Consider the following 23,865-nt stretch of genomic DNA (forward strand, 5'->3'; position numbering starts at 1 on the left):
CACTCTTTAGTCACCATCCATGAGCAGATGCTTCGGTACCAACCAAGAACACTGGACTGCAGCTAGCGCAACGGCAGGCCATCGAGCTTCGTCAGGCGGCCCACGGGGTAAAGCCCGATCTGCGTGTCGTGCCATGGTGAGCGGTCGTAGAAAAACGCGAGCCGCGCGCGCGGGTTGGCTGCAAACTCCGGATCGTTCTCCACCTTGCGCTCGAACTCAGCCTTCAGCTTCGGGTCGCGCTCCAGCATCGTCCTCGCCAGCTTCTCGACTACATACGGTTCGCCGTACTCGCGCTGTTCAAAGATCGGGTCGAAGGCATTCCACGCCATCGCGGAGTCGGGCGCCATCGGCTCCAGCCACGCCATCACGAAATGAGAAAGCCGCTGATTCAGTCTAACCACGGCGGAGCCCGCAGGGTACGTCATCGTCTCGGTGACGATTGTGCAATGCGGCGGTATCCCAGGGTGACCGTCACTGCCTTCGCCTGCGAACATCGGGTGATGTCCCTCGAATGGATGCTGCTGCCAATTGCCACCGTCGCAGAGGTATGTCTCGACCGGACCGGACCAGGCACTGGTCGTCCGGTCGATTGTGACCTGGTGTGCGGCAAGCACAGCGATCGCGTGCGTCCACTGGGGGGGCACGATGTACGCCGCGGGTGGCACGGCTGCCACGGTCACCTTCGCTCCGGTCTGGAGCGGAATTGTCCGGTTCCACGGCTCGTGCGAATACTGAATCCAGACGCCGCCTGAAATGGCGCTGAGCTCACGCTTGAACTCATAGCCGCGGAACAGGAACGGCGTCGTCTCGCCTGAGGCAGCGAGCGCAAGCGGGTACGCCACATTCCCGAGTGAATGATCGCCAAGCTGCTCAGCTTCGCGATCGGCTGCGGCATTCAGCGCGATCAGCGTATCAGCGTCGCGATTGATGATCGCGAGAAGTGCACGCAGTAACTCATAGTTGCCGGTCACGCGGGTCCTGTAGTCCTTCAGCATATGCATCTCGACCAGCATGCCGGGCCGGTTCTCCAGGTCTGTGTAGCCGGTTGAAAAGCGTGGTGCGAAACCGCTGTAGGCCAGGCCCTTCGATGGGTCCGTCTCATCAAGCAGATCGATATATGTCGGCGACGCCAGATGGCCCGCCGTATCGACTGCCTTCTCGAGCTCCGGCGTGATCGCTTCACTCCATCGCGCTGTCTCGGCATGTAGGTTTGGCCCATGCTCAATCGAGTAGGTCACGTCATACTGGAAATCCGCACCGTCGGTCACGTGGTCATCGACGAAGAAGTCCGGCAGCCAGCGATGGAACATCGCTAAGAACGCGCGCGTCTCTGGCGCATCGGCCTTCATGTAATCGCGGTTCAGGTTGATGTTGGTCCCGTTGCCGCGCCAGCCCATCTCCTCCGGACCGTTCTGGTTGATCCGGTTGTAAGGGGAGCGCCGTTCGTGTCCGTCGGCGTTGTACATCGGGATGAAGACGAACACCGCGCGATCGAGCAGCTTCGCATACTTGCCCGTGACCACCATGTCGCGCAGCAGCGCGAGGCAACTGTCCTTGCCGTCCATCTCGCCCGCATGGATGGCGTTCTGCACCAGCAGGATAGGCCGCTTCGCTCGATGCAGCGCGCTCGGATCGAAGACGCCATCACGCGACGCGATCACCAGGTCGAGTTCGCGTCCTTCACCTGTTTTCCCGAACGGCTCGATCCGAATCTGCTGCGGATGCGCCGCCGCGAGGCGTCGCAAGTACGCCATGGTGGCAGCGTAGTCAGGTGTGGTGCGGTAGTTCGACTGCTCGGCGGGGGTGGCCCAATCGTTCGCTTCAGCAAGGCAGGACTGGGCCAGAAACGCCGGGGCCACGATTGCGGCCAGGGCAAGCGAGAGCAGGATGCGCATGCGACAGCGTAGCAGCGGCCCCATGCGCGGCGTGCGGATCTATTACGTAATGTCTTCCGTGTCGAAGACCTTCACCTTGATCTGCTGCTGCTGCGGCGTGCCATGGACTTCTGCGAGCAGGTCGCGAACCACATCTTCGAGGTGGCGCTGGCTCTCGATTACCGCCGTCATCTGGTTCGTCTCTTCCGGATCCTCGACCTTCTCGAGCAGCACGGTGGCGTGCGCCTGAGCAACGTGGTCCAGACCAAGCCCCTCCGGCGTCTTTGCTTTGATAGAGACGGCCTTGGCGTCGATGTTCATCAGATCGGCCAGCTTCTCGCGCATCTCCGCCGCAATGGGCGAGATCTTCGGCTGGGCCAGCACCAGCGTCGCATCGACATTCACGATCCGGTAGCCGGCGTGCTGAATCTCTTCGAGCGCCAGGTTCAGGAACACGGTCGAGTCGGCATTCTTCCAGCGTGGATCACCCGGAGGGAAGAAGGTGCCAATGTCACCGGCCGCAACCGCGCCCAACAGGGCATCGGTCATGGCATGCAGCAATACGTCACCGTCGCTATGTCCTGCGAGGCCTTCAGGGTGCTGGATGGCGATGCCGCCGATGCGCAGCGGCACGCCTGGTTGAAAGGCATGCGAGTCCCAGCCGTGACCGATCCGTATGTTCATCCGATCTTCTCTCCTGTGCGGCGGGTTAGGCGCTCTGACGGCGCGAGAGGTAGAACTCGGCGAGTTCGAGGTCACCCGGCTGCGTGATCTTCAAATTGGCAGGTGAGCCCGGCACCACCGCCACGTCAAGTCCGGCACGCTCAACCAGGCTGGCCTCATCCGTTCCGGTGAAGCCGTCCGCTTCCGCCTCCGCGAAGGCGCGGCGCAAGAGCGACCAGCGGAAGCCCTGCGGTGTCTGTGCCTGCACGATGTACTCGCGTGGAATGGTGGTGCGAATGATCGCGCCGTGCGCAGTCCGCTCGACTTGTTTGATGGTGTCGATCGCGGGCAGGGCCACGATGGCTGCCCCGTGCTCAGTCACTGCCTCGATGGTGCGGCCGATCGTGGCCGAGTCGATCAGCGGCCGCACGGCGTCGTGCACCAGCACGATGTCCTCATCCTCCGCCTTCACGGAGGCGAGCGCATGCGAGACCGACTCCTGGCGCGTGTCGCCGCCTTCGACGACCGTGACCCGGCCGGCAAGCTGGTGCTCGGCGATCAGCTTCTGCACGCGTTCGATCTCACTGCCGCGCACCGCAACAACGATCGCGCTCACCTGCGGCACGGCAGCGAAGGCGCGCAGGCTGTGGATCAGGATGGGAGCCCCGGCAAGTTCCAGAAACTGCTTGGCTGCATTCGGTGTGGATTGACCCGGCGCCATGCGGGTGCCCAGCCCAGCGGCGGGCAGAATAACGAAGACGCGCATAAGACAACGAGTATACCGGGCAGTCCCGAACCCGCTCACGTTCGGCGTGAAGGCGCGCTACGCTTCACGTCTCTCCTGTGGCTCCCCAGAGCTTCCCCTATCGAAGCGTCCCGCCGGGTGGCACCAGCCTCGTTTCTCGCATCCTGACTGGGAGAGATGTGTTCCGCAACGGAACTAGCGTCGAGCGCAGAGAAAGCAGGGACGGATGGCACTTCGAGGCAGGAGAAAAGGACGGATGCTCCACAGCACTCTGGCCGGCATCGCAGGCGGACTGGCGGCATCGTGGATCATGGACGGATTCATCACCCAAGTGGGAAGCCCGCTGTCAGAGAAGGTGATGAGCCGTGACAAATGGCAGCGTGCGCTGCCACGCGAGCAAGAAAGGGGCAGGGCAGAGGACACGATGAACGCCGCGGACGCAGTGGTCAATGCTGCGACCGGTGGCGAGCACCTTTCCTACGAGGCTCGCAGCAAGGGCGGCCACATCGTCCACTACACCTTCGGTGCGTTGATGGGCGGCCTATACGGAGCGCTCAGCGCGTACTCGGATCGGACGACAACCGGCTTCGGAACCGCGTTCGGACTGGCGCTTTTCGCGGCCGGAGACATGGCTGCGGTACCAGCTCTGCAGCTTGCCCCGTCGCGGCTCGATCAGCCGGCGGCAGCACAAGCCACTCCACTGGCAGCGCATCTGGTCTATGGCGCAAGCACCGATTTGGTGCGCCGCGCCATCCTGGCTGCTGCCTGACACGAGGCCACGCCGGTAAGAACCGCGCGTGGCCTTGCTCGGCCTGGGCGTGCACTTTCAGGCCCGCGCGGCGAAGAGGCCATTGAAGGCTGGCCGCACGCTCCAGAACACAACAAACCAGAGCACCGCCGTGAGGATTGCGACCGGCAGGCCAGCCGGCGCCATCGTCGTGTGAAACAGCAGGATGTTCACGATGATCGGCGCCAGCAGCGTCAGCGCCAGCGGCACATAACGTCCCGCGAGCAGCAGCAGCCCGCCAATCGCCTGCAGCAGGAAGATCAGCACATAGTAATGGGAGACGAAGACGGCGCCCATAAACTGGCCGGCGACGCCGGGCGGCGGCGGCATCGGAATGAAGTGGAAGAAGCCATTCAGGCCGAAGATGAGAAACTCCAGCCCCAGCAGTATGCGTGCGATCAGTGCAGCGATTTTCATGCTTCCTCCGCGAAGTCGAGTCGAAATGCGTGGACCGATACTGCTGGGAGCTGGAGGCCGAGTCGCCTCAGGCGACGTGTGCGCGAATCTGTGCCAGCGTTGGTTCGAGCAGGGTACCGCGGTCGACGGCGCCAGCCATTACCTTTGCCACATTTGCAACCGTGTACACGCGCACAACCGGAACACCGAGGAAGCCCAGGACAGAGCGCAGGTACGGCTCGACGAAGTTGTAACCCGCTGCGGGCGAGTTCGCGCCATAATCTCCGCCGCTTGCCACCAGAAGGGTCGCCGTTTTCCCCTTCAGCAGGCCTTCGGGGCCATTTGCGCCATAGCGGAAGGTACGGCCGGTGCGCACGACCTGGTCAATCCAGAGCTTCAGGGACGCCGGAATGCCGAAATTGTGCATCGGCGCGCCGATCACGATCTCGTCGGCAGCGAACACCTCATCCAGCAAGCGGTCTGACTCACCTAGGGCGGCCTGCTGGTCGGGTGTCCGCTTGTCCTCTGGCGTGAAATTGGCATACACCCAGGGCTGACGGACCGGGCTCGGGGTCTCCAGCGCCAGATCGCGGTAGGTGACGGTCCCGTCTGGATGGGCGGACTTCCAGGTAGCGAGGTACTCGCGGCCCAGCTCGCGGGTGACGGAGTTGTCCAGGGGGCTGGCGTCGATGTGTAGTAGATGCGGCATTTGTATCTCCATGGCGACATCTGCCGTCAAAGCAGCAGGTGTCGTACAGGGAGTAGACGACACGTGTCGTCTACCGGATGCAAAACTCTTGCGGGTGCACAATGAGGTGACCGCGATGCCGATCTCTGACTGTGAAGTGCGCGATCCCCGGGTACGTCGAACCCGCCAGCTTCTGCAGGGAGCTCTGGCGAGGCTGCTGGAAAGCCGCAGCTTTGAGGAGATCTCTGTTCAGGACATTGCCGAGGCGGCGACCGTCAACCGCGCGACTTTCTACGACCACTACACGGACAAGTTCGCGCTGCTCGACGCCTGGGTCGCTGGCGGCTTTCATATGCTGCTTGCCGAGCGTTCGGTGCGCTACGAGGGAACGTGTCCCGGCCAGATCGCGTCCATCATCCTTGCCGCCTGCGACTACCTGGCCGCGCGGCATTCCGGGTGTGCGGGCCGCGAGGGGCGCAGCCTGATGGAGCCCTTGCAGGATGCCGCCATGGTTGCAGCCATCCGTCGGGTAGTGGAACCGGGGCTGGCACGGCACGCCGGCGCCGCGTACGGTGAGCTGGCAATGCAGGCAGCCGCCGTCAGCAGCGCCATTCACGGTGCAGTGAAGCAGTGGCTGCACACGCCGGAGCGTGGGGGTTCGGATCAGATCGTGCCAGAGATCGTACAGCTCGTGCGACCGCTGCTCGAGGCGGGACTCGCGAACAGTTCTCCGGCTTCAGAGCAGGCGCTGGAACGGGCACAGTCCGCCGGTCGTTAGGCCCGGCCTAGCCTTCGATCGGCTCGACGTAGAACATTTCGTTGGTCGCGCGGAAGCCGTTGCTCTCATACAGGGCACGCCCAGCATCGGTCGAATGCAGCGCGACAACGCGAACCTGGCGGCGGCGTGCCTCGGCAAGCGCCAATTCGATGAGCTGACTCGCGATGTGTTTGCGGCGGTGCGCCGGTTCCACGTAGACGTTCAGCAGATAGCCGCGATAGCTCGAGGTTGGGTCCAGCGGATGCGGCGGCCAGTCGAGAATCATCAGCCCGCTGCCCCCGATCACCCCGCCTGCATCGTCGAGCGCCAGCCAGCCCAGATAGGTGCCGCGTTCGATCTGGTGCCCGACCCAGGGCTGGAAGTGCTCCGCCATAACCTCGAGCAGGTGGTTGTCCGTGCGGCCTGCATCGACGAACATGCGCCGGCGATGGTGGGTGATGGTGCCGGCATCGGCTGGCGTGGCAGCGCGCGTCGCAATCATGCGGTGAGTATAGAAGGATTCCGCCGCGCTGTTGATGCGGTTCCTCGGCGCGGACGGCCAGTAGACTGGGCTCCATGACGCAGGGTAGAGACGAGCGAGCGCCTGAGCTCCGCTGGGATCGCGCGCAGTTTCGCCCCGGCGAGCGCGTGGCTGCGGCCGTCTCGGGCGGTGCCGATTCGGTTGCGTTGTTCCGGGCAATGGTGGCCGCACGCGCCGCGGCTGGACTGGTGCTCTCGGCCGTCCATGTCAATCATGGCCTGCGCGGCGCGGAGTCGGACGAAGACGCCGCGTTCGTCCGCCGCCTGACGGAGCAGCACCAGCTGCCGGTCACCATTCATCGTGCCGATGTGCAGGAGGCAGCCGCCCGCCACGGCAAGGGCATCGAGGAGACGGCACGCGCCCTGCGCTATGACCTGTTCCGCCGCATGCTCGATGCCGGCGAGGTGGACGCGGTGGTGACCGCGCACACGCTGGACGACCAGGCTGAGACGGTGCTGATGAAGCTGTTGCGCGGCGCGTGGACCGAGGGGCTAAGCGGGATTGCGCCCGTCATGAGTCAGCCACGCGGACGCATCGTGCGGCCCCTGCTCACTGTGACGCGCGCTGACGTGATCGCCTATCTTGAGGGCCTCGGCCAGACCTGGCGTGAGGATGCGAGCAACCGTGACCCGGCGTTCACCCGCAACCGCGTGCGACACGAGCTGCTGCCGCAGGTGACGGCCTTTGCGCCGGATGCGGCGATCAAGCTGGCGCGGGTGGCCGCGATCGCCCGTGACGAGGAGGCATGGTGGACGCGCGAACTCGCACGCCTCCTACCCGGGCTGGTGCTGCCCGGGCGGCCCGTTCGTGGTGGCGGCAGGGCCAACTCGACGAGACCCGGCGAGCAGAGCCTGTCGATCGAGCTCGATCGGCTGGCGGCACTCCATCCCGCGGTGGCGCGTCGGGTGCTACGGGCAGCCGCGGAGCAACTTGGGCATCCACTCAGCTTTGACGAGACGGAATCCTTGCGTGCGCTTGCCGCGGACGGCAGCGGCCGGGGTCGACGCCTGCTTGGCTTGGCCGGCGGCGTGGTGGCCGAGCGAACCGCTCGCGAACTGCAGTTGCGCCGCGGCGGGACGCCCCTCACAGCGGCGCTGCCCGCGATCACAATTCCTGTTCCGGGAGCAATGCTGGCGGAGAAGTACGGACTGCACGTCACCACGCAGGGCGAACTGCTCCCTGAGACCAGACTGGTGCTGCGCACTCCTAAGGCCGGCGATCGCGTCGTACTTCGGCATAGCCGGAGCCCCAAGAGCGTCAAAGATGTGCTCGAAAGAGCCGGCTGGTCTGCCGAGGAGCGCGCTCATTGCCCTGTGATCGCCATCGAGTCAACTGTCGGCGCCGGGCGAATTGCCTGGCTGCGCGGCGTGGACGTCGAGCCGGAGCCCGGCTTGGCGGTGCTCGTCACCGAAGGAAGCGCCACACAGTCCGGGCTGGAGTTAGCCGCGGATCCCGATCGGGACGCGGTGATTGAGCCTCCGGAGGGGTAATCAGCCTGTCGTGACCACAAGGTATTTCTTTGTCACCCGCGCGAGAGGCCGGGAGTAGAATCCCACTTACGGTCACAGGGCGTCCTCGGCGTCTTGAAGGCCTCGGTGTCCCCCATCAGCAGTGTGTCCGGCGAAACCGGATCCTGCACCGAAGACCGGCGAGCCACGTCTAATCCCCAGGGAAACACGACGACGAGCAGGTGGGTCGGTGAACCCTTGGGGGTTCCGAAGTAGCCTTCGGGAACCGCTGCTGTGGCGTGAGAAATGAGGGTTATCTCGTGAATTCGACGGTCAAATCGATCCTCTTCTGGGTCTTCATTCTGGCCTGCCTGGTGCTGCTATGGCAGATCGTTCAGAAGAGCACGAACAGTGGCAAGGACCAGGAGATCTCGTTCTCCACATTCATGGACGATGCACGCGCTGGTCAGGTGCAGGACGTGGTGATCACCAACAGCACGGTCACTGGCCACTTCCGCAACAACCAGAATGCGCAGTTCCACACCACCGTGCCGGCCAACTTCCCGGACATGTTCAAGACCCTGCAGGACAACAAGGTCTCGATCACGGTGAAGGACACGCAAGGCAACTCCTGGCTGCCGCTGCTGCTGCAGTTCTCGCCCATCCTGATCATCGCGGCGGTCTGGTACTTCATGATCCGCCAGATGCAGAGCGGCGGAAACAAGGCGATGTCGTTCGGCAAGAGCCGCGCGCGCCTGCTCTCCATGCAACAGAAGAAGGTGACGTTTAAGGACGTCGCCGGCGTGGACGAGGCCAAGGAAGAGCTCAAGGAGATCATTGAGTTCCTCCGCGAGGCACAGAAGTTCCAAAAGCTGGGCGGCCGCATTCCGAAGGGCGTCCTGCTGGTCGGACCTCCGGGAACCGGCAAGACCCTGCTGGCGCGTGCTGTTGCCGGTGAGGCGAACGTGCCGTTCTTCTCCATCTCCGGTTCGGACTTCGTCGAGATGTTCGTCGGCGTCGGTGCGAGCCGCGTGCGCGACCTGTTCGAGCAGGGCAAGAAGAATGCCCCCTGCATCATCTTTATCGACGAAATCGACGCAGTCGGTCGCCATCGCGGCGCCGGTCTTGGCGGCGGTCATGATGAGCGTGAGCAAACGCTGAACCAGTTGCTGGTCGAGATGGACGGCTTCGAATCGAACGATGGCGTCATCCTGGTCGCAGCGACCAACCGGCCCGACGTGCTCGATCCGGCGCTGCTGCGCCCGGGTCGCTTCGACCGCCGCGTGGTGGTCGGCCGTCCGGATGTGCGCGGTCGCGAGGAAGTGCTCCGCGTGCACTCGAAGAAGGTGCCGATTGCGGACGATGTCGATCTCCGCGTCCTGGCTCGGGGCACACCGGGTTTCTCCGGCGCCGACCTGGCGAACATGGTGAACGAGGCCGCACTGACCGCTGCCCGTTCCAATCGCAAGGCAGTGCACATGTTCGACTTCGAGCTGGCCAAGGACAAGGTCCTGATGGGCGCTGAGCGGAAGTCGATGCTGCTCTCCGACGAGGAGAAGCGCGTGACGGCGTACCACGAAGCCGGCCACGCACTTGTGGCAGCCACTCGCGACCACGCCGATCCGCTGCACAAGGTCACGATCATCCCGCGCGGCATGGCGCTGGGTGTGACCATGCAGCTGCCGACGGATGACAAGCACACAGTCACCAAGGATTACCTCGAAACGCAGCTCGCCATCCTGATGGGCGGACGCTGCGCAGAGGAGATTTACCTCAAGCAGATGACCACTGGCGCCGGCAACGACATCGAGCGTGCTTCGGAGCTGGCCCGCAAGATGGTTTGCGAGTTCGGCATGAGCCGCATGGGTCCGCTCACCTTCGGCAAGAAGGAAGAGCAGATCTTCCTCGGGCGCGAGATCGCACAGCATCGCGACTTCTCCGAGGAGACGGCCCGGCAGATCGATGCCGAGGTTCGCAGCCTGGTCGATGCGGGCTACCAGTCGGCCTACTCGATACTCGAGAACAACCAGCCGGTCATGCACCGCATGGCGACTGCGCTGCTCGAGCGCGAGACGATCGATGCGAACGAAATTCGCATGCTGCTCGAAGGCCAGGACCTGCCACCGCTCAACCCGCCGTCCAATGGCTCTGCCGTCGGTGGCGACCCGGAGGTCAAGGTGCTGAAGCCGGAGCCCGGCCGCGCTCCTGGCTTCCCGGAAGGCAGCCCCTCCCCGGCGTAAGCCAACGCAGACGCAACAAACAGAAGGGCCGCTTCTCGGAGCGGCCCTTCTCGTTGAGTTTTGCACGTGACACCCGCTCCTGCAGGCCCCCCGCTGCACACCTGAGCAGCGAGGAGACCGGCAGTCCGCCTCGCTCAATCGCGTGAGGACTCATCCGCAAGACGATCGAGCCACTCAATCAGCAAGATACGTTCTGCATCAGTGAAGACCCTCGTTGCGGACCCATGCGTGGCATCGGCGCTAGTGACGAGAGCCCGCAAGGTTGTTGCTGCCGCCGGGAGGGTTCCAGCAGGCAGGATAGATCGATCCGTAACAATCGCTGCTAGGGCTGCCTCGCATGCTGTATCCGACAGCGACATGTCGCGCTGCTCGCTCATCATGCCGAGCAATGTCATGACGGTCCCGCAAGCGGCTGCATGAAAGAGACGCGCTGCCCGTTCTTGGCTGACACGCAGCCGTCCAGACGCCGCCACGCGCTGCATGTGGTCTCGCAGCAGGCGGTGCGATCGTTCGGCGGCCGTGCTCTCCGCACCCGGGTGGGGGTCTGCATACATCAGCAGATAGAGCTCAGGATGCGTAAGCCCGAATTCAATGTGCAGCTTCCATCCGGCGCGGAGTGAATCGACGGGATCTTCCGTGGGTTGCGCGGGTCGCTTCTTCGTCATGTAAACGCCGAAGCCGTAGTCTGCGACCGCGTTCAGCAGGCCCGCTTTGTCCTGAAAGAGCCGGTAGAGAATGGGCGGCTGCACTGCCGCGGCCTCGGCCACTGCCCGAGTCGTGAGTGCGTCGCGGCCGCCCTTTGCCAGTAAGAGCAGTGCCGCCTTCAGGATGGGCTCACGATGCCGGGAAGAAGGCGCGCCGGTCAGAACGAGTTCCTGGCTCTTCTTCAAGCCTGTTCCAGTTTCCTGCGTCACGAATCGATTCTACTCACCTGTTTCCTCTGATTTGAGGACCGTGATATCAATGGAAACAGAAGATGCATTCCTTAACTCCAGAGTCAGGTGAACAATCGTGATCGTCGTGACAGGTGCGACCGGACAGTTGGGCCGGCAAGTCGTGGAAGGGCTTTCAAAAAAGCTTCCGAGTGCTCAGATCGGAGTCAGCGTTCGCCAGCCAGAGCTGGCGGACGATTTCAGGCAGCGTGGCATGCGCGTGTGCAAGGGAGACTTTGCAGATCCAGCCAGCTTGAAAGACGCGTTCGACGGAGCCGAGCAGGTACTGATCGTCTCCGTGAACAAATTCGGGGAAGAGGCCGTGCAGCAGCATGCCAACGCAATCCAGGCTGCCAAAGCCGCTGGGGCAAAACGCATCCTCTACACCAGTCACCAGGGAGCGAGTCCATCCTCCGCCTTTGTTCCGGCCCGGGATCACGCAGCGACGGAAGGGCTGCTCCAATCCTCGGGTGTTTCCTTCGTCTCGCTACGGAATGGTTTCTACGCGGAATCGGCTCTGTACCAGCTGGGCGGGATAAGGGAGACGGGCAGGATCATCGTTCCACAGGATGGGCCGGTCTCCTGGACCGCACGCGCTGACCTTGCCGAGGCCGCTGTCGCGGCACTCACACAGAGCGGCCTGTTCGAGGGGATTTCCCCACCACTGACCAGCTCGCAGGCACTGGATCTTGCCGGCATCGCACAGGTCGCGACAGAAGTTCTTGGCCAAACCGTCGCAAGGGAGACGATCAGCGACGAACAGTATCGGGCATCGCTGCTCCAGCACGGCCTTCCGGACGTAATAGCGGATGGACTCGGCAGCCTGTACAAAGCCGCCCGAGCGGGTGAGTTCGCGGTCACCGATCCCACGCTCGAGCGCCTGCTCGGCCGCAAACCGACGTCTCTGCGGGATGTTGTGACCGAGTTCCTGTCGAACCCCGAAAGCAGATCGTAGAGCACCGCGCATACCTTGCCGGCCGCAAGTGGGCACAGTTTTTCTGAGTGCCCATTCTCGCCGGTGTTCCGGCAGCTTGCCGGACGGTGGTCGACACCCGTGCGAGGACCTCTGCGACAATCAGTGCAGCGATGCGCGCACCCCTTCGTTCCCGGCTGATGGCTGCCTGTGTGGTGGCGGTTGCGCTCGTTTCGTGCACGGGCGCCTGCGGCTACCACACACTCGCCACCGCGACCCATGTGCCCGCGGATGTGCACACCATCGCGGTCCCGTTCTTCGTCAATCGCACGCAGTTCTCCCGCACCGAGGTCGCGCTGACCGATGCCACCGTGCATGAGCTGAACACCCGCACGAAGTTCCGCGTGCTGGCGACCGAGAACGGTGAAGCCACGGATGCCGTGCTCAAGGGCACGGTGCTGCAGGAGACCATCGTTCCCTACACCTACAACGCCGTGACGGGGCAGTCGTCGAGCTACCTCGTGACGATCCGGGCGAGCGTGCAGCTCGTCGATCGCGCAGGGCGCGTGCTCTATCGCCGCGACGGTTACACATTTCACCAGCAGTACGAGGCCACGCTCGACCTGCCCACCTTTGTGCAGGAAGATTCCCCCGCGGTGGCGCGCCTTTCGAGAGACTTTGCCCAGTCGCTAGTGAGCGATATGCTGGAGTCCTTCTGAGGTCCAGAGAACATCGCCGAGATAGTCGCCGGTTGAAGGCGCGGCATGGCTAGCGGCCTGCGCAGCTTTGCCTCGTCGGACCGCTTTCTTGCGGAGATCGAAGCTGCCCGCACCGGCGGTGCACTCCGTCCCGGGTATGTGCTCGCCGGGGATGAAGCGTACCTTTACGATCGCTGCCGGCGCGCGGTGCTCGATGCGCTGGTCGATCCGGTGATGCGCGACTTTTCGCTGGCCGAGATCGATCTGGGCGAGACCAGCATCTTCGAGGCGCTCGATCGGGCGCAGACGCCTTCGCTGATGGCGCCCTTCCAGGTGATCTTCCTGCGCAATGTGAAGACGCTCTACGGGCGCGGCGCAAAAAAGGACGAGTTTGCCGCGCTGGACGATTATGGTCGTCGTCCGAATCCGCAGGCGCTGCTGCTCTTTGTTGCCGACCACTTGCATCTGCCGGCCGACCTGCGCCGCATGGACATGCAGGACAAAGACCGCTACGAGCGGCTGCGCGAGACGCTGGGCGAGTGGTGCGGCATGGTGGAGCTGGTGCGCGTGGAGGAAGGCGATGCCATGCGCTGGCTGCTGCAGGAGGCTGAGCGCCAGGGCGGAGCGCTGGAGCAGGATGCCGCGCGTGAACTGGCCGATGCGCTGGGTGCGGATCTGATGCTGATGGCGAGCGAGCTGGAGAAGTTGCTGCTGTTCACTACAAGCGCAGGCGCTCGCCGGCCGATCACGCTGGGTGATGTGGAGACCATGGTGCTCGGCGCGAAACAGCGCTCGCTGTACGAGCTGACGGACGCGATCTCGCAGAAAGATCGGCCGCGCGCACTGGCGCTGCTCAACGGGCTGCTCAATGCGTCGGACGGCGGGGAGGATTCCGCGATCGGGCACCTCTACATGCTGGCGCGCACCTACCGGCAGATGCTGGTCATCCTCGAGAAGAACGTGCGCGACTCGCGCGCGATCTGGCAGGCGCTATGGCAGGGCTTCCGCATGCCACCGTTCGCCGCGGACGACCTGATTCGCCAGGCCCGCCGCTACAAGAGCCGGCGCGAGCTGACCCGCGCGCTCCGGTTGATTGCGCGCGCCGACCTGGAGCTGCGCTCCTCGCCGCCCGACAAACGGCTGGTGCTGGAGCGGCTGGTACTTGGGCTGGCCAGTGAAGAGCCGGCCAGCCTGTTGCCGGCGCTGCTGAACCAGCAATACGCGATGGAGCTGTCCTGATCCGGGTGTCCTGATCGAGCGTCGTCGCTCACCTTGAAAGACCGTACTGCTAGGAGTCCTACCGTGATACGAACCCGCCTGTCCGTCAGCCTGGCCCTGGTTGCCTGCGCTGCTCTTTCCGCCTGCCATCACGCCGCGCGCGGTGCGCAACAGGAAGAGACGACTCTGCTTAGCGGATCCGGCCCGACCTTCACGGTGCCGGTGAGCGCGCTGCCTGCGCACTGGTCGGTCATCGCCTATGGCGACACGCGGTTCACCGACCCGGCGAACCATGAGGCGACGGACCCCGATGCGCGCCGCGCGCTGGTGGCCAAGATCGCTGATGAGAAGCCGGACGCGCTCGTCATCTCGGGCGACCTGCCGCTCGATGGCTCGGTGGCGAACGACTACACCGTCTTTCATGACGAGACCGCGGCTTGGCGGCAGGCGGGTTTGCGTGTGTACCCGGCGCTCGGCAACCACGAACTAAAGCGTGGGCAGGACATCGCGCCAACCAATTGGTGGGCCGCGTTTCCAGAGCTGAATCACCGGCGCTGGTACTCGGTCGCGTTCGGCAACAACCTGATCCTGTCGGTCGACTCCGACCTGCCGCTGACCGAGGGCAGCCGGCAGCAGATGTGGGTGAAGGATCAACTCGACCACCTGCCGGCGAGCACGCAGTACGTCTTCGTGTCGCTGCATCATCCGCCGATCGCGGACAGTATCGTGGACACGCACTCGCATGACGCGCGGCCGAACGAGCAGGCGCTGGCAGCGCTGCTCGAAGCGAGGCAGCCGAGCACGCATGCCGCCTTTGTCGTGATCGCGGGCCACATCCACAACTACGAGCGGTTCAACCAGAACGGAGTCATCTACCTGGTGAGCGGTGGTGGCGGCGCGCGGCCGTATCCGGTCAGCCGCACGCCGCGCGATCTCTACCAGGATCCGGCGTTCCCTAACTTCCACTATGTCCGCTTCGACTTCGATGGCAAGGCGCTGCACGCCACCATGGTGCGGCTGGCCGATCCGGGCGCGAGCAAGCCGGTGTGGGAGAAGAAGGACAAATTCGACGTCCCGCTGCGCCCTTGACCCTGACGTGTGTCTGAACACGACAGTGCCGCCAGCAACCGCCGGCGGCATCTGTTTTGGTGCGGGTTAGTGATTCGTGGTTCCTGCGCGCGGTGTACGCCGCAGCCGGGTGCGCGCGGTGTGCGGGCGCTCCGGCCCTTCGAGGAAGAACCACTTGCAGCCACGGCAGACCCGGCCGAAGCCGTTCTGCATCTCGACTGCCGGGTGGGTGAGGTGGACCCGGAGCGTGCTGCTGCTGGTCTCGTAGCAGCGCGGGCAGAGCGGCACCTCGTCGCCCTCGGCGTAGTAGTACGGGTTGCGGAAGACGGTTTGGCTGCGGTGGTCGAGCTGCTCGCGCAGGGCGGCATTCTCATCGCGCAGGTGGCCGCGTTCCGTGGACAGGTCGATCAACTGCTCCTGCAGGTGGACGATCTTTTCGTAGAGGGGGTAGTCGTTGTACTTGCGGACCAGGTCAGCGATCTCCCGTATGCCCTGAATTGCGGCGGACGCGTTGACAACCATGGCAGCACCTATTCGCCTTTCGTTCGCCCATCGTACCAAGTCCAGCAACATTCCGGAAGTAACTATCGACGGATCTTAGGATGAGCATGCACCGTCCGCGGTGCAGCAGCTAAGCTACTGCAAAAGTGGTACTTAGCTGGCCATTGATGACGGGGAGCGGGGTCGCCGCGTGGCTGGTTACTCGAGTGCGGCTGCTGCGGCCTCAGCCGCGGCCGGCCGGGTAGTCAGGGTGACCGCAGCGGCCAGGATCAGCCCTCCGCCAACCCATGCCAGCGGGCCCAGGCGGTCGCCGAGCAACTCGACTCCAAGGAGCGAGCCGAGTAGTGGCTCGATGTTGAGAAACACAGCCGCGCGCGACGCCGGAACGTGGTGAATACCCCAGTTCCAGAGCAGCGTGGAGCCAGCGGTGCAGAACAGCCCGGCAGCGGCCGATGCCAGCCACACAGACGAGGGCAGCCCATGCACGGGCGGCAGTCCATCGCGCCAGAAGACCCAGACGGCCATCATCAGCGCACCGGTGTAGATGCCGTACACGGTGACCACTGCGGGCGGATGGTGGCGCATCAGGCGCTTGTTGATCAGAATCCAGAACAGGGAGACGAGCAGAGCCGCAAGCACGAGAACGTCACCTAGCAGCGACGGGCCGTGCCCGCCGGATGCTCCGTGATGGCCCCCAAGGACGATCAGCGCGACGCCGGCGCTCGAGCCGACCAGCGCCAGCCATCCGATGCCGTCGAGGCGCTCGCCTGCGAACAGAGTCGCGGCCGCTCCGAGCAGCACCGGCATGCTGCCCACCATTAGTGAGGCGTGCGACACCGTGGTGAGGGACAGACCATAGAACTGGACAAGGTACTGCACTGGGATTCCCAGGAACGATGCCCAGAGCAAAACGCGCCACTCCGCCGCGGTGAAGCGGGGCCGATGCTGGAGCGCAAAGGGGATCAGCCCGATGCAGGCGAACAGGAAGCGGTAGAGCACCATGTGGCCCACGGCGAGGTGCGCGAGGACGATTTTGCCGAAGTAGAACCCAGTGCCCCAGAAGCAGCCCGCGAGCGCGCAGGCTCCATAGCCGAGCCAGTGCGTGGTCGAGCGCGCCTGTGTCATGGCGGTGGTCGGCATAGCTCTACTCTAGTGGTTTGCTCCCATGGGTTTGCCCGCGAGGCGCTTACATCCGGATCAGGCCGGAGCGAATGACCCACAGTGACAGCGTCGCGATCACGAGCCAGAGGACGACACCCTGAATCATTGGGCGAACGCCGACCTGTCTCAGTGTGCGTTTCGAGATACCGCTGCCGATCAGAAACAGCGTGACAGAGATGCCGATGCGGCCCAGCTTCGCAAATGCAGCGAACAGGGGGGCACCCAAGGGCAGTGTCGTGTTCGCGACCGCGGCCAGGCAGAAATAGAGGATGAACCACGGCCACTGGATGCGTGCACGGCTCTTCGACGCCGCGGCCGTGACGACGGCGAGTGGCACGATCCAGAGGGCGCGCGCCAGCTTGACGGTGGTCGCGATGCGGAGCGCCTCCACCCCATAGTGAGCGGACGCGCCGACGACTGAACTCGTGTCGTGAATGGCGAGCGCCGCCCAGAGGCCGAACTGCGGCTGCGTCATGTGCAGGTAGAAGCCGATCGCCGGGAACGTCACCAGCGCGACGGCGTTCAGGGTGAAGACAGTGCCGAGTGAGGCGGTCATCTCCTCGTCATCCGCCCCGATGATGGGCGCGATCGCGGCGATGGCACTGCCGCCGCAGATGGCCGTGCCGCAGGTGATCAGGAAGGACGCTTTGCGTCGCACCCGCAGCGCCAGACCGAGCACGGTGCCGAGCACCAGTGCCGCCGCGATGCTGATCGCCGTATAGGCGAAGCCTGCTGCCCCGGCCCGCAGCACCTCGCGCAGGTTCATGCCAAAGCCAAGCGCTACTACCGAGGCCTGCAACAGCAGGCGGGAGAGATCGCGGCTCTCCTGCGCGAACGGGTGCGCGAAGATCAGCCCAAAAGCGATGCCGCCGGCGAGCGCGACAGCAGGGGAGAGAAAGCCGGTTGCGCAAAGGATGAGCGCGATGAAGAAGATGCGCTTTGCGGCTAGCGGGTCCTGCGGGGATCGGCTCACCGTGTCACAACGCGAGCGCGGTGAACTGCCGTGTCAAGAGTAGCTGCTCTGGGTGGAGGCGCAGACCGCGCCGCCACCTCAGTACAGACCGGTATCCCTGGAGTCTCGTGCACGCTAATCACGCCTGCCGAGCCCTTACCAGACCCGGCACATCTGTGCCGGCGCTGGCGCCATGGGCTGCCCCACCTTGCATCCGAAGGTCTGCGCGAACTCCGGCATGTTCAGGATGACGCCTTTGACGCGGAGTGCGTCGGGCGAATGGGGATCGGTCTGCACAGAGAGCCGCAGCAGCTCTGGCCGCTCATCCGAGCACCAGTTCTGCGCCCAACCGAGAAAGATCTCCTGCTTCGGCGTGTAGCCAGTCTGGTCTTTTGCATCGAGCGAGCGCCCGTGCTGCGCGGCATCGGCCACCAGCGCCATCCACGCCAGTCGCAGGCCGCCATTGTCGGCTGTGTTTTCGCCGAGGGTGAGCTTGCCGTTCACATGCAGATCGTCCACTGCGACGAAGCTGCTGTATTCCTTCACGACGCAGTCCGTCCGCTCGTCGAACTGCTTTGCGTCTTCCGGCGTCCACCAGTCGCGCAGATTGCCCTGCGCGTCGAACTTGCGACCTTCGTCGTCGAAGCCGTGCGTCAGCTCATGGCCAACGACTGCGCCGATGTGGCCGTAGTTGGTCGCATCGCTCGCGCTACGGTCGTAGAACGAAGGCTGCAGAATGCCCGCCGGGAAGTTGATGTCGTTCATCGTCGGATCGTAGTAGGCGTTCACGGTGGGCGGCGTCATCCCCCACTCCAGCTTGTCGACCGGTTTGCCGATCTTGTGCAGTTCGTAGTCGGTGTTGAACTCGCGCGCATGCACGGTATTGCTGAAGGGCTCAGCCGCTGCGACCTGCAGGCTCGAGTAGTCGCGCCACTTGCTCGGGTAGCCGATCTTGTCGACCACGGCGGCCAGCTTCTCGTGTGCCTTCGCTCGCGTCGCCGGGCTCATCCACGTGAGTTGGTCGAGATCGTGGTTCATCGCGGCTCCGATCTGCCTCACCTCGTCCGAGGTGCGGGCTTTGCTGTCGCCGGGGAAGTACTTTGCGACATACGACTTGCCCAGCAACTCACCCAGATTCTTGTCTGAAGAATCGACACAGCGCTTCCAGCGCGCCTGCTGCTCGGGTATGCCCTGAAGCTTGTGGCTGTAAAAGTCGAATTGCTCGTCATCGAACGCCTTTGGGAGCTGGCTCGCGAAGGCATCGACAAGGTGAACGCGCATGTACGCCTTCAGCGTGTCGAGATCGGTGGAAGTGAGCAGCGGATCAAGGCCCGCGAAGAAGCCGGGGTTCGCCACGTTCAGGTCTGTGATGGCCGGTACGCCGGCTGCTTTCAGCAACTCCGACATATGCAGGTTCGGCGTGTCGGCGGCGAGCTTCGCGAGCGGCTCCTTGTGGTACACCACATCAGGATTCCGCCGCTCGACGTTGCCCATCGAGAGCTTGGCGAGCGAGGTCTCGAACGCGAGAATCGCATCGGCGTGCCGAGTGACATCGGCGGGTGGTTCCCCAAGCAGCTTCAGCACGTTCGCGATGTGCTGCTTGTATTGCTGGCGCAGTGTTTCGTCCTGCGCGCCGGTGCGGAGGTAGTAGTCCTTCTCGGGCAGGCCAAGACCGCCCTGGTCTACGGCGGCGATCTCCTGGCCTGCGTTCTTGAAGTCCGGTTCGGGACCGAGGCTCAGAAAGACGTTTACGTCGAGGCGGCCCAGGTGCGCGATCTCTGGCGGCAGCTCTGTCGCGGAGCGAAGTGCGGCGATCCGGTCGAGCTCCGGCTGAATCGGCGCGAGCCCTGCCTTCTCGATGCGGTCTGTGGCCATGCAGCTCGAGTAGTAGTCGCCGATCTTCTGATTGTCCGAGCCGGGCGCGCCATGCGCAGCGGCGGCTGTATCGAGCAATCCGTGCAGGGCCTGCTGGTTGAACTCGTACAAATTGGTGAACTGGTTGGAAGCGGGCAAGTCTGCGGAGATGGGATGCTGCTTCGCGTAGTTGCCGCAGGCGTATTTGTAGAAGTCGACGCAAGGATCGGCAGTGGTGTCCATGGCGGACCTGTCGAAGCCCGGGTTGGTGCGGACAGTTGCTGCGGTCTGCGCAAATGTAACTACAGATGCAGCAGAAGCGAAGGTCAGAGCTGCGCAGGCGAAGCGCAGGACAGAGCGGTATTGCAACACGGGGATCTCCTCGATGGAACTGTTTGCGATGGGGCTTACCAGATGCTGCAGCGCTGCTGCGGCGCCATGGCCTGACCGGGCTTGCACTGGAAGGCTTGCTGAAACTCGGGCAGATCCATCACCACACCGTTCACGCGGTACTCTTCGGGCGAGTGTGGGTCAGCCTGCACGCGGACGCGCATCTCCTCTGGGCGTGAATGCGAGCACCAGCTCTGCGCGTAAGCGGTGAAGAACTGCTGTGCAGGCGTCATGCCGGCGAGATCGGGATCAGGCTTCCCGCCCTGCTGCAGCTTCTGCTGCCATGCCAGGTAGCCCAGCCGCACGCCGCCGATGTCCGCGATGTTCTCGCCCAGGGTTAGCCGGCCATTCACATGCAGGTCATCCACTGCAACGAATTTGCTGTACTCATCGGCCACGCAATCGGCACGCTGCTTGAACTTCTGCTCATCCGTCGCGGTCCACCATTGATGGAAGTTGCCGTGACCGTCGAACTGGCGGCCCTCGTCATCGAAGCCGTGCGTCAGCTCGTGGCCTTCGAGACCACCGCCCTCTCCGTAGTTCACGGCATCGCCCATCTGCGGGTCGTAGTAGGGCGGCTGCAGAATGCCGGCGGGAAAGTTTGTGGTGTTCGCCTGCGGATTGTAGTAGGCGTTGACGGTGGGCGGGCTCATCGACCACTCGAGCTTGTCGGTGGGCTTGCCGATCTTGCTGAGCTCGTGGTGCAGTTCGAAGCCACCCACACGCTCGATGTTGCCCGCTGCATCGCCGCGGACGATTTTCAGGTTCGAGTAGTCGCGCCAGTGATCGGGATAGCCGACTTTGTTGGTTACCGCATGCAGCTTTTCTTCTGCCTGCGCTTTGGTGGTGGGGCTCATCCAGTCGAGCGTCTGGATATCGCGGCCCATCGCGGCCTCGATGTTCTGGAGAATCTCCAGATTGCGCGCCTTGTCTTCGGGGCTGAACCGCTGGGCAACGTAAACGCGACCCAGAGCCTCCCCGAGCCCGTGATCCGTTGCGCTGACGCAGCGCTTCCAGCGTTCGCGCTGCTCTGGTTGACCGGAGAGCGTCTTGCCGTAGAACGCGAAGCTTTCCGCATCGAGCGCGGCAGGCAGACCGATGCCCGGGACGGAGCGCAGCACATCCCAGCGAAGCAGCGACTGGAGCGTCGGCAGCTGGGTCTGCGCAAGGGTCGTGTTTAACGCGTCAAAGTAGGCCGGCGTTGCGACGTTCAGCGAGGTGAAGACAGGTGTCTGCAAGGCCTTGGTGTACTGGCTCACGTCGAATCTGCTGAGCTGCGTGCGAAAGTTTGCAAGTTCAGTCGGGTGGTAGAGCTTGCCGGGATCCCGCAACTCGACCGGGCTCAGTGACGCGGTCGCGAGCCTGGTTTCGAGCGCGAGCACCTGCTCGGCATCCCGCTTCGCATCCGCAACCGGCTCACCGGCCAGCGTGAATGTACGCGCGATGTGATTGACATACTCCTGGCGCAGCTTCAGTGAGGCGGCGTCCGAGCGCAGGTAATAACCCCGCTCGGGCAGACCCAACTCTGGCTGCCTCACCAGCGCGATCATGCGGCTTGCATCCTTGAAGTCTTCGTCGCTGCTGAGATCGAACAAAGTCGTGATGCCGGCCTGGTCGAGGCTGGCCATCAAGGGCGCGAGGTCATGCAGGCTGCTCAGTTGCGCGATGCGGTCCAGCAGCGGCTGCAATGGTTTGAGACCAGCGCGTTCGATGGCTGCGGTGTCCATGCAGCTGGCGTAGAAATCGCCGATCTTCTGCGTGTCCGCATCGCGGGTGCTGCTCGGGTCGCTGGCCTTCTCGAGAATGGCCTTGAGGATGAGGTCGTTGTCTTCACTCAACTGCGTGTCGACGCCGTAGGAGGAGCGATCGGCGGGTATGGGATAGCGCTTCAGCCAAGTGCCGCAGGCGTACTGGAAGAAGTTCACGCAGGGATCGGCCGAGGTGTCGCGCAGCGACGGGTCAAGCCCGTGCAACTGCACGCGTGTCTGCTCGCTGACGGCGCTCTGGGCCTGCGCGGAGAGGCTGGGAGCGGCGGAGAAGGCAACCAGAAAGGACGAGGCGACGACGAATACGGAGAGGCGGCGGCCCATGTGTGAAAGGCACTCCTTCAAAGGGAAACCAGAACAGCCGGAGACGCCAATGAAACGGCTTCAAACGGCCAAAGTCAAATAGCTGGCGCGCGCCGGGGCCGGGCCGGTTGTAGCAAAATGAAGAGGTGCGACGCCCTGCGCAGTTCGTGGCACGTTGGCCAGCTTCCGGCCTGGCCGGTTTGCTCGTCCTGCTGCTCCTGCCACTGCGGGCCGTGCCCGCCAGCCGACCACGCGAGAGCGGTCCGAAGCCGGTGCTGCGCATTCCGGTCGATGCGCTGGGCTACCGCGTTCCGGGCAAGCTCTATCTACTGTCGGGTTACACGTCGTCGTCGCTCGACTTCCTGGATGCAACACATCTGCTGCTCACCTTCCGGCGACCGCACCTGCTGACGCGCGAGCCAGAGTCCGTTGGCCTGGACCAGGTGGTGCAGGCAGACGTGCTCGAGCTGCCGGGTGGTCGCGTTGTGGCTGAGAAAGAGTGGGTTCTGCGGGATCGCGGCCGCTACGTGTGGCGGCTGGGCGAGGGTCGTGCGCTGGTGCGCATCGGCTCACGGCTCTTTGAGACCGGCGACGACCTGGAAATGCGGCCGGTCTTTGATTCGCCCAGCCACCTGAAGCTTGTTGAGGCATCGCCCGATGGCGAGCTGCTGCTGATCGAAAGCGAACGGGAGCGGCATACCCCGGAGCAGCATCGTCAGCTGGTGCTGCATGCCGAGCTGATAGGCGCCGACCCGCCCGCGGAGGACGTGGAGATCCGGCTGGCGCGCCTGGACGAGAAGCGGCTCCTGATGAGCGCGCGTGCCGACCAGGTCGGTGACCTGCCTGCCACCCTGAACGGATATTTGGGGCAGGTGAAGACAGGCGAGCAGCACTGGGCGATCCGCTTCCACCCATTCTCAAAGCCGCAGCCAGACCCTGGCCAGGTCGTCACGCAAGTCGACTCAACCTGCGCGCCGGAGGAGAAGGTGCTGAGCGAGCAGAGCGTCCTTGTGCTCACCTGTCCGCCGAAGCACAATGACCGTTTCGTCGAGGTCTACACGCTGAGCGGGCAAAAGCTGTGGGATGGACGATGGCAGTCGAACTTCACCTGGCCGGCATTTCGCGTATCAGCCAATAGCGCAAGTGTGGCGATCTCATGGCTGGCGATCAACCGGCCGGTGGGCTCGCAGGAGTCGATCGATGATGAATCGGTGCAGACGCAGGTGCTGACGGTGCTGGATGCCCACACAGGAGCGCTGCGCCTGGGGCTGGCGGTCGACCCGATCGTGTCCGCAGGCGCGAACTTCGCGCTGTCCGGGGACGGGAACCGGCTGGCGGTGATCAACAAGGGAGCAGTCGAGATCTACGACCTGCCGACACCCGCGGCAGCCCCGACGGGGAACCAACGGGCAGCAAAGTAGGCAGTGCGGGTGCGGGACTGTCGGTGTTGACCGGGGCGGCGGGGTGCCGCCCGGCGCTGCTAGGCGGCCTTGGTGACGATGGCCTTCACGCGCGCATTGAGGCGGCTCTTGTAGCGCGACGCGGTGTTCTTGTGCAGGATGCCCTTCTGCACGCTCTTGTCGAGCGCGGAGACTGTGGCGCGATACTGGGTTGCGACGCCCTGGGCATCGCCCTTCTGCAGAGCCTCACGGAGTGCTCGCAGGCTGGAACGGACGCGGCTCTTGTTGGCGCGGTTGACCGTGGTCTTGCGCTCCGTCTGACGGGCGCGCTTCAGCGATGAAACGTGATTAGCCATCTGCTTCCTTGCTCAGAACCTGTTGGAAATCTCTGGAGCTATGTCCAGGAGTTGCAGGCGATGCACACGGTTGGACCCACGCCGCATCCGCCGCAAGCACTTAGTGTACCTGCGGGCGCTTGAACGGGTCAATCCGGCGTTGACCGGGGCCTGGTGGACTGCATCCGAGGACGGGCATGTGCATCCAAAAAGGAGTCTGGAGCGGGATTGGAGA

At 64.1% G+C, this 23,865-nt stretch carries 22 protein-coding genes; 9 read left to right on the forward strand and 13 right to left on the reverse strand.

The window, feature by feature from the left end; genetic code table 11:
- Positions 1-62: 62 nt before the first annotated feature.
- From AC5IJH_RS08245 to ispD, 3 genes are read right to left on the reverse strand one after another with little or no spacing between them, the layout of a single operon-like run.
- Positions 63-1,895, reverse strand: coding sequence for a M14 family metallopeptidase (locus tag AC5IJH_RS08245; RefSeq protein ID WP_491902336.1), 1,833 nt, complete (start codon positions 1,893-1,895; stop codon positions 63-65).
- A gap of 42 nt (positions 1,896-1,937) precedes the next feature.
- Positions 1,938-2,558, reverse strand: a complete 621-nt coding sequence (ispF, locus tag AC5IJH_RS08250; RefSeq protein WP_491902337.1) for a 2-C-methyl-D-erythritol 2,4-cyclodiphosphate synthase — start codon at positions 2,556-2,558, stop codon at positions 1,938-1,940.
- Positions 2,559-2,583: 25 nt separating this feature from the next.
- The gene (gene ispD / locus AC5IJH_RS08255; protein WP_491902338.1) at positions 2,584-3,303 is read right to left on the reverse strand and encodes a 2-C-methyl-D-erythritol 4-phosphate cytidylyltransferase; all 720 of its coding nucleotides are present in this window, start codon (positions 3,301-3,303) and stop codon (positions 2,584-2,586) included.
- A gap of 235 nt (positions 3,304-3,538) precedes the next feature.
- Here ispD and AC5IJH_RS08260 point away from each other — a divergent pair, with 235 nt between their 5' ends.
- Positions 3,539-4,051 carry a DUF1440 domain-containing protein gene (locus AC5IJH_RS08260; protein WP_491902339.1) on the forward strand — a complete coding sequence of 171 codons (513 nt, stop codon included), beginning with the start codon at positions 3,539-3,541 and terminating at the stop codon, positions 4,049-4,051.
- Between the two features lie 57 nt (positions 4,052-4,108).
- Here AC5IJH_RS08260 and AC5IJH_RS08265 read toward each other — a convergent pair whose 3' ends face one another.
- Positions 4,109-4,486 carry a hypothetical protein gene (locus tag AC5IJH_RS08265; protein WP_491902340.1) on the reverse strand — a complete coding sequence of 126 codons (378 nt, stop codon included), beginning with the start codon at positions 4,484-4,486 and terminating at the stop codon, positions 4,109-4,111.
- Between the two features lie 67 nt (positions 4,487-4,553).
- Positions 4,554-5,174 carry an FMN-dependent NADH-azoreductase gene (locus tag AC5IJH_RS08270; protein WP_491902341.1) on the reverse strand — a complete coding sequence of 207 codons (621 nt, stop codon included), beginning with the start codon at positions 5,172-5,174 and terminating at the stop codon, positions 4,554-4,556.
- Between the two features lie 115 nt (positions 5,175-5,289).
- Between AC5IJH_RS08270 and AC5IJH_RS08275 the strand changes: the two genes are divergently transcribed.
- Positions 5,290-5,931, forward strand: a complete 642-nt coding sequence (locus AC5IJH_RS08275; RefSeq protein WP_491902342.1) for a TetR/AcrR family transcriptional regulator — start codon at positions 5,290-5,292, stop codon at positions 5,929-5,931.
- 7 nt (positions 5,932-5,938) lie between these two features.
- On the opposite strand, the gene AC5IJH_RS08280 is transcribed toward AC5IJH_RS08275, so the two are convergent.
- Positions 5,939-6,412, reverse strand: a complete 474-nt coding sequence (locus AC5IJH_RS08280) for a GNAT family N-acetyltransferase (protein WP_491902343.1) — start codon at positions 6,410-6,412, stop codon at positions 5,939-5,941.
- Positions 6,413-6,486: 74 nt separating this feature from the next.
- On the opposite strand from AC5IJH_RS08280, the gene tilS reads away from it, so the two are divergent.
- Together tilS and ftsH are read left to right on the forward strand one after the other, a co-directional pair.
- A complete protein-coding gene (gene tilS / locus AC5IJH_RS08285; RefSeq protein ID WP_491902344.1) occupies positions 6,487-7,941 on the forward strand; it encodes a tRNA lysidine(34) synthetase TilS in 1,455 nt (484 codons plus the stop codon).
- 278 nt (positions 7,942-8,219) lie between these two features.
- Entirely contained in the window at positions 8,220-10,139 is a 1,920-nt protein-coding gene (ftsH, locus tag AC5IJH_RS08290) for an ATP-dependent zinc metalloprotease FtsH (protein ID WP_491902345.1), read from the forward strand.
- A 134-nt stretch (positions 10,140-10,273) separates the two neighbouring features.
- Here ftsH and AC5IJH_RS08295 read toward each other — a convergent pair whose 3' ends face one another.
- Positions 10,274-11,053 carry a TetR/AcrR family transcriptional regulator gene (locus AC5IJH_RS08295; protein WP_491902346.1) on the reverse strand — a complete coding sequence of 260 codons (780 nt, stop codon included), beginning with the start codon at positions 11,051-11,053 and terminating at the stop codon, positions 10,274-10,276.
- Positions 11,054-11,150: 97 nt separating this feature from the next.
- Between AC5IJH_RS08295 and AC5IJH_RS08300 the strand changes: the two genes are divergently transcribed.
- The 4 genes from AC5IJH_RS08300 (at position 11,151) to AC5IJH_RS08315 (ending at position 14,989) form a co-directional block, all read left to right on the forward strand.
- The gene (locus AC5IJH_RS08300; protein WP_491902347.1) at positions 11,151-12,026 is read left to right on the forward strand and encodes an NmrA family NAD(P)-binding protein; all 876 of its coding nucleotides are present in this window, start codon (positions 11,151-11,153) and stop codon (positions 12,024-12,026) included.
- Between the two features lie 131 nt (positions 12,027-12,157).
- Entirely contained in the window at positions 12,158-12,703 is a 546-nt protein-coding gene (gene lptE, locus AC5IJH_RS08305; protein ID WP_491902348.1) for an LPS assembly lipoprotein LptE, read from the forward strand.
- A gap of 45 nt (positions 12,704-12,748) precedes the next feature.
- Complete coding sequence (gene holA, locus AC5IJH_RS08310) at positions 12,749-13,921, forward strand: DNA polymerase III subunit delta (RefSeq protein WP_491902349.1); 1,173 nt, start codon at positions 12,749-12,751, stop codon at positions 13,919-13,921.
- 63 nt (positions 13,922-13,984) lie between these two features.
- Positions 13,985-14,989, forward strand: a complete 1,005-nt coding sequence (locus AC5IJH_RS08315) for a metallophosphoesterase family protein (RefSeq protein WP_491902350.1) — start codon at positions 13,985-13,987, stop codon at positions 14,987-14,989.
- A gap of 66 nt (positions 14,990-15,055) precedes the next feature.
- Here AC5IJH_RS08315 and AC5IJH_RS08320 read toward each other — a convergent pair whose 3' ends face one another.
- The 5 genes from AC5IJH_RS08320 to AC5IJH_RS08340 all read right to left on the reverse strand — a co-directional run bounded on the left by AC5IJH_RS08320 (position 15,056) and on the right by AC5IJH_RS08340 (position 21,916).
- Positions 15,056-15,490: a hypothetical protein gene (locus AC5IJH_RS08320; protein WP_491902351.1), complete on the reverse strand. Its 435-nt coding sequence runs from the start codon at positions 15,488-15,490 to the stop codon at positions 15,056-15,058.
- A gap of 177 nt (positions 15,491-15,667) precedes the next feature.
- A complete protein-coding gene (locus AC5IJH_RS08325; RefSeq protein ID WP_491902352.1) occupies positions 15,668-16,609 on the reverse strand; it encodes a DMT family transporter in 942 nt (313 codons plus the stop codon).
- Positions 16,610-16,655: 46 nt separating this feature from the next.
- A complete protein-coding gene (locus AC5IJH_RS08330; protein ID WP_491902353.1) occupies positions 16,656-17,603 on the reverse strand; it encodes a YeiH family protein in 948 nt (315 codons plus the stop codon).
- A 135-nt stretch (positions 17,604-17,738) separates the two neighbouring features.
- Positions 17,739-19,808 carry a M13 family metallopeptidase gene (locus AC5IJH_RS08335; protein ID WP_491902354.1) on the reverse strand — a complete coding sequence of 690 codons (2,070 nt, stop codon included), beginning with the start codon at positions 19,806-19,808 and terminating at the stop codon, positions 17,739-17,741.
- A gap of 35 nt (positions 19,809-19,843) precedes the next feature.
- Entirely contained in the window at positions 19,844-21,916 is a 2,073-nt protein-coding gene (locus AC5IJH_RS08340) for a M13 family metallopeptidase (protein ID WP_491902355.1), read from the reverse strand.
- A 146-nt stretch (positions 21,917-22,062) separates the two neighbouring features.
- Here AC5IJH_RS08340 and AC5IJH_RS08345 point away from each other — a divergent pair, with 146 nt between their 5' ends.
- Positions 22,063-23,316 (forward strand): hypothetical protein, encoded by a 1,254-nt coding sequence (locus AC5IJH_RS08345; RefSeq protein WP_491902356.1) that lies wholly within the window; start codon positions 22,063-22,065, stop codon positions 23,314-23,316.
- Positions 23,317-23,375: 59 nt separating this feature from the next.
- On the opposite strand, the gene rpsT is transcribed toward AC5IJH_RS08345, so the two are convergent.
- A complete protein-coding gene (gene rpsT, locus AC5IJH_RS08350; protein ID WP_491902357.1) occupies positions 23,376-23,651 on the reverse strand; it encodes a 30S ribosomal protein S20 in 276 nt (91 codons plus the stop codon).
- Positions 23,652-23,865 lie beyond the last annotated feature (214 nt).

The sequence above is a fragment of the Candidatus Dedyshia acidiphila genome, assembly GCF_051025295.1.
In the GTDB taxonomy this organism is placed as follows: Bacteria; Acidobacteriota; Terriglobia; order Terriglobales; family Acidobacteriaceae; genus KBS-83.

What these genes read in the sequence shown, in the direction of transcription:
- AC5IJH_RS08245 (WP_491902336.1), bottom strand. Translation starts at nt 1,895, where the DNA reads ATGCGCATCCTGCTCTCGCTTGCCCTGGCCGCAATCGTGGCCCCGGCG.
- ispF (WP_491902337.1), bottom strand. Translation starts at nt 2,558, where the DNA reads ATGAACATACGGATCGGTCACGGCTGGGACTCGCATGCCTTTCAACCA.
- ispD (WP_491902338.1), bottom strand. Translation starts at nt 3,303, where the DNA reads ATGCGCGTCTTCGTTATTCTGCCCGCCGCTGGGCTGGGCACCCGCATG.
- AC5IJH_RS08260 (WP_491902339.1), top strand. Translation starts at nt 3,539, where the DNA reads ATGCTCCACAGCACTCTGGCCGGCATCGCAGGCGGACTGGCGGCATCG.
- AC5IJH_RS08265 (WP_491902340.1), bottom strand. Translation starts at nt 4,486, where the DNA reads ATGAAAATCGCTGCACTGATCGCACGCATACTGCTGGGGCTGGAGTTT.
- AC5IJH_RS08270 (WP_491902341.1), bottom strand. Translation starts at nt 5,174, where the DNA reads ATGCCGCATCTACTACACATCGACGCCAGCCCCCTGGACAACTCCGTC.
- AC5IJH_RS08275 (WP_491902342.1), top strand. Translation starts at nt 5,290, where the DNA reads ATGCCGATCTCTGACTGTGAAGTGCGCGATCCCCGGGTACGTCGAACC.
- AC5IJH_RS08280 (WP_491902343.1), bottom strand. Translation starts at nt 6,412, where the DNA reads ATGATTGCGACGCGCGCTGCCACGCCAGCCGATGCCGGCACCATCACC.
- tilS (WP_491902344.1), top strand. Translation starts at nt 6,487, where the DNA reads ATGACGCAGGGTAGAGACGAGCGAGCGCCTGAGCTCCGCTGGGATCGC.
- lptE (WP_491902348.1), top strand. Translation starts at nt 12,158, where the DNA reads ATGCGCGCACCCCTTCGTTCCCGGCTGATGGCTGCCTGTGTGGTGGCG.
- holA (WP_491902349.1), top strand. Translation starts at nt 12,749, where the DNA reads ATGGCTAGCGGCCTGCGCAGCTTTGCCTCGTCGGACCGCTTTCTTGCG.
- AC5IJH_RS08320 (WP_491902351.1), bottom strand. Translation starts at nt 15,490, where the DNA reads ATGGTTGTCAACGCGTCCGCCGCAATTCAGGGCATACGGGAGATCGCT.
- AC5IJH_RS08325 (WP_491902352.1), bottom strand. Translation starts at nt 16,609, where the DNA reads ATGCCGACCACCGCCATGACACAGGCGCGCTCGACCACGCACTGGCTC.
- AC5IJH_RS08340 (WP_491902355.1), bottom strand. Translation starts at nt 21,916, where the DNA reads ATGGGCCGCCGCCTCTCCGTATTCGTCGTCGCCTCGTCCTTTCTGGTT.
- rpsT (WP_491902357.1), bottom strand. Translation starts at nt 23,651, where the DNA reads ATGGCTAATCACGTTTCATCGCTGAAGCGCGCCCGTCAGACGGAGCGC.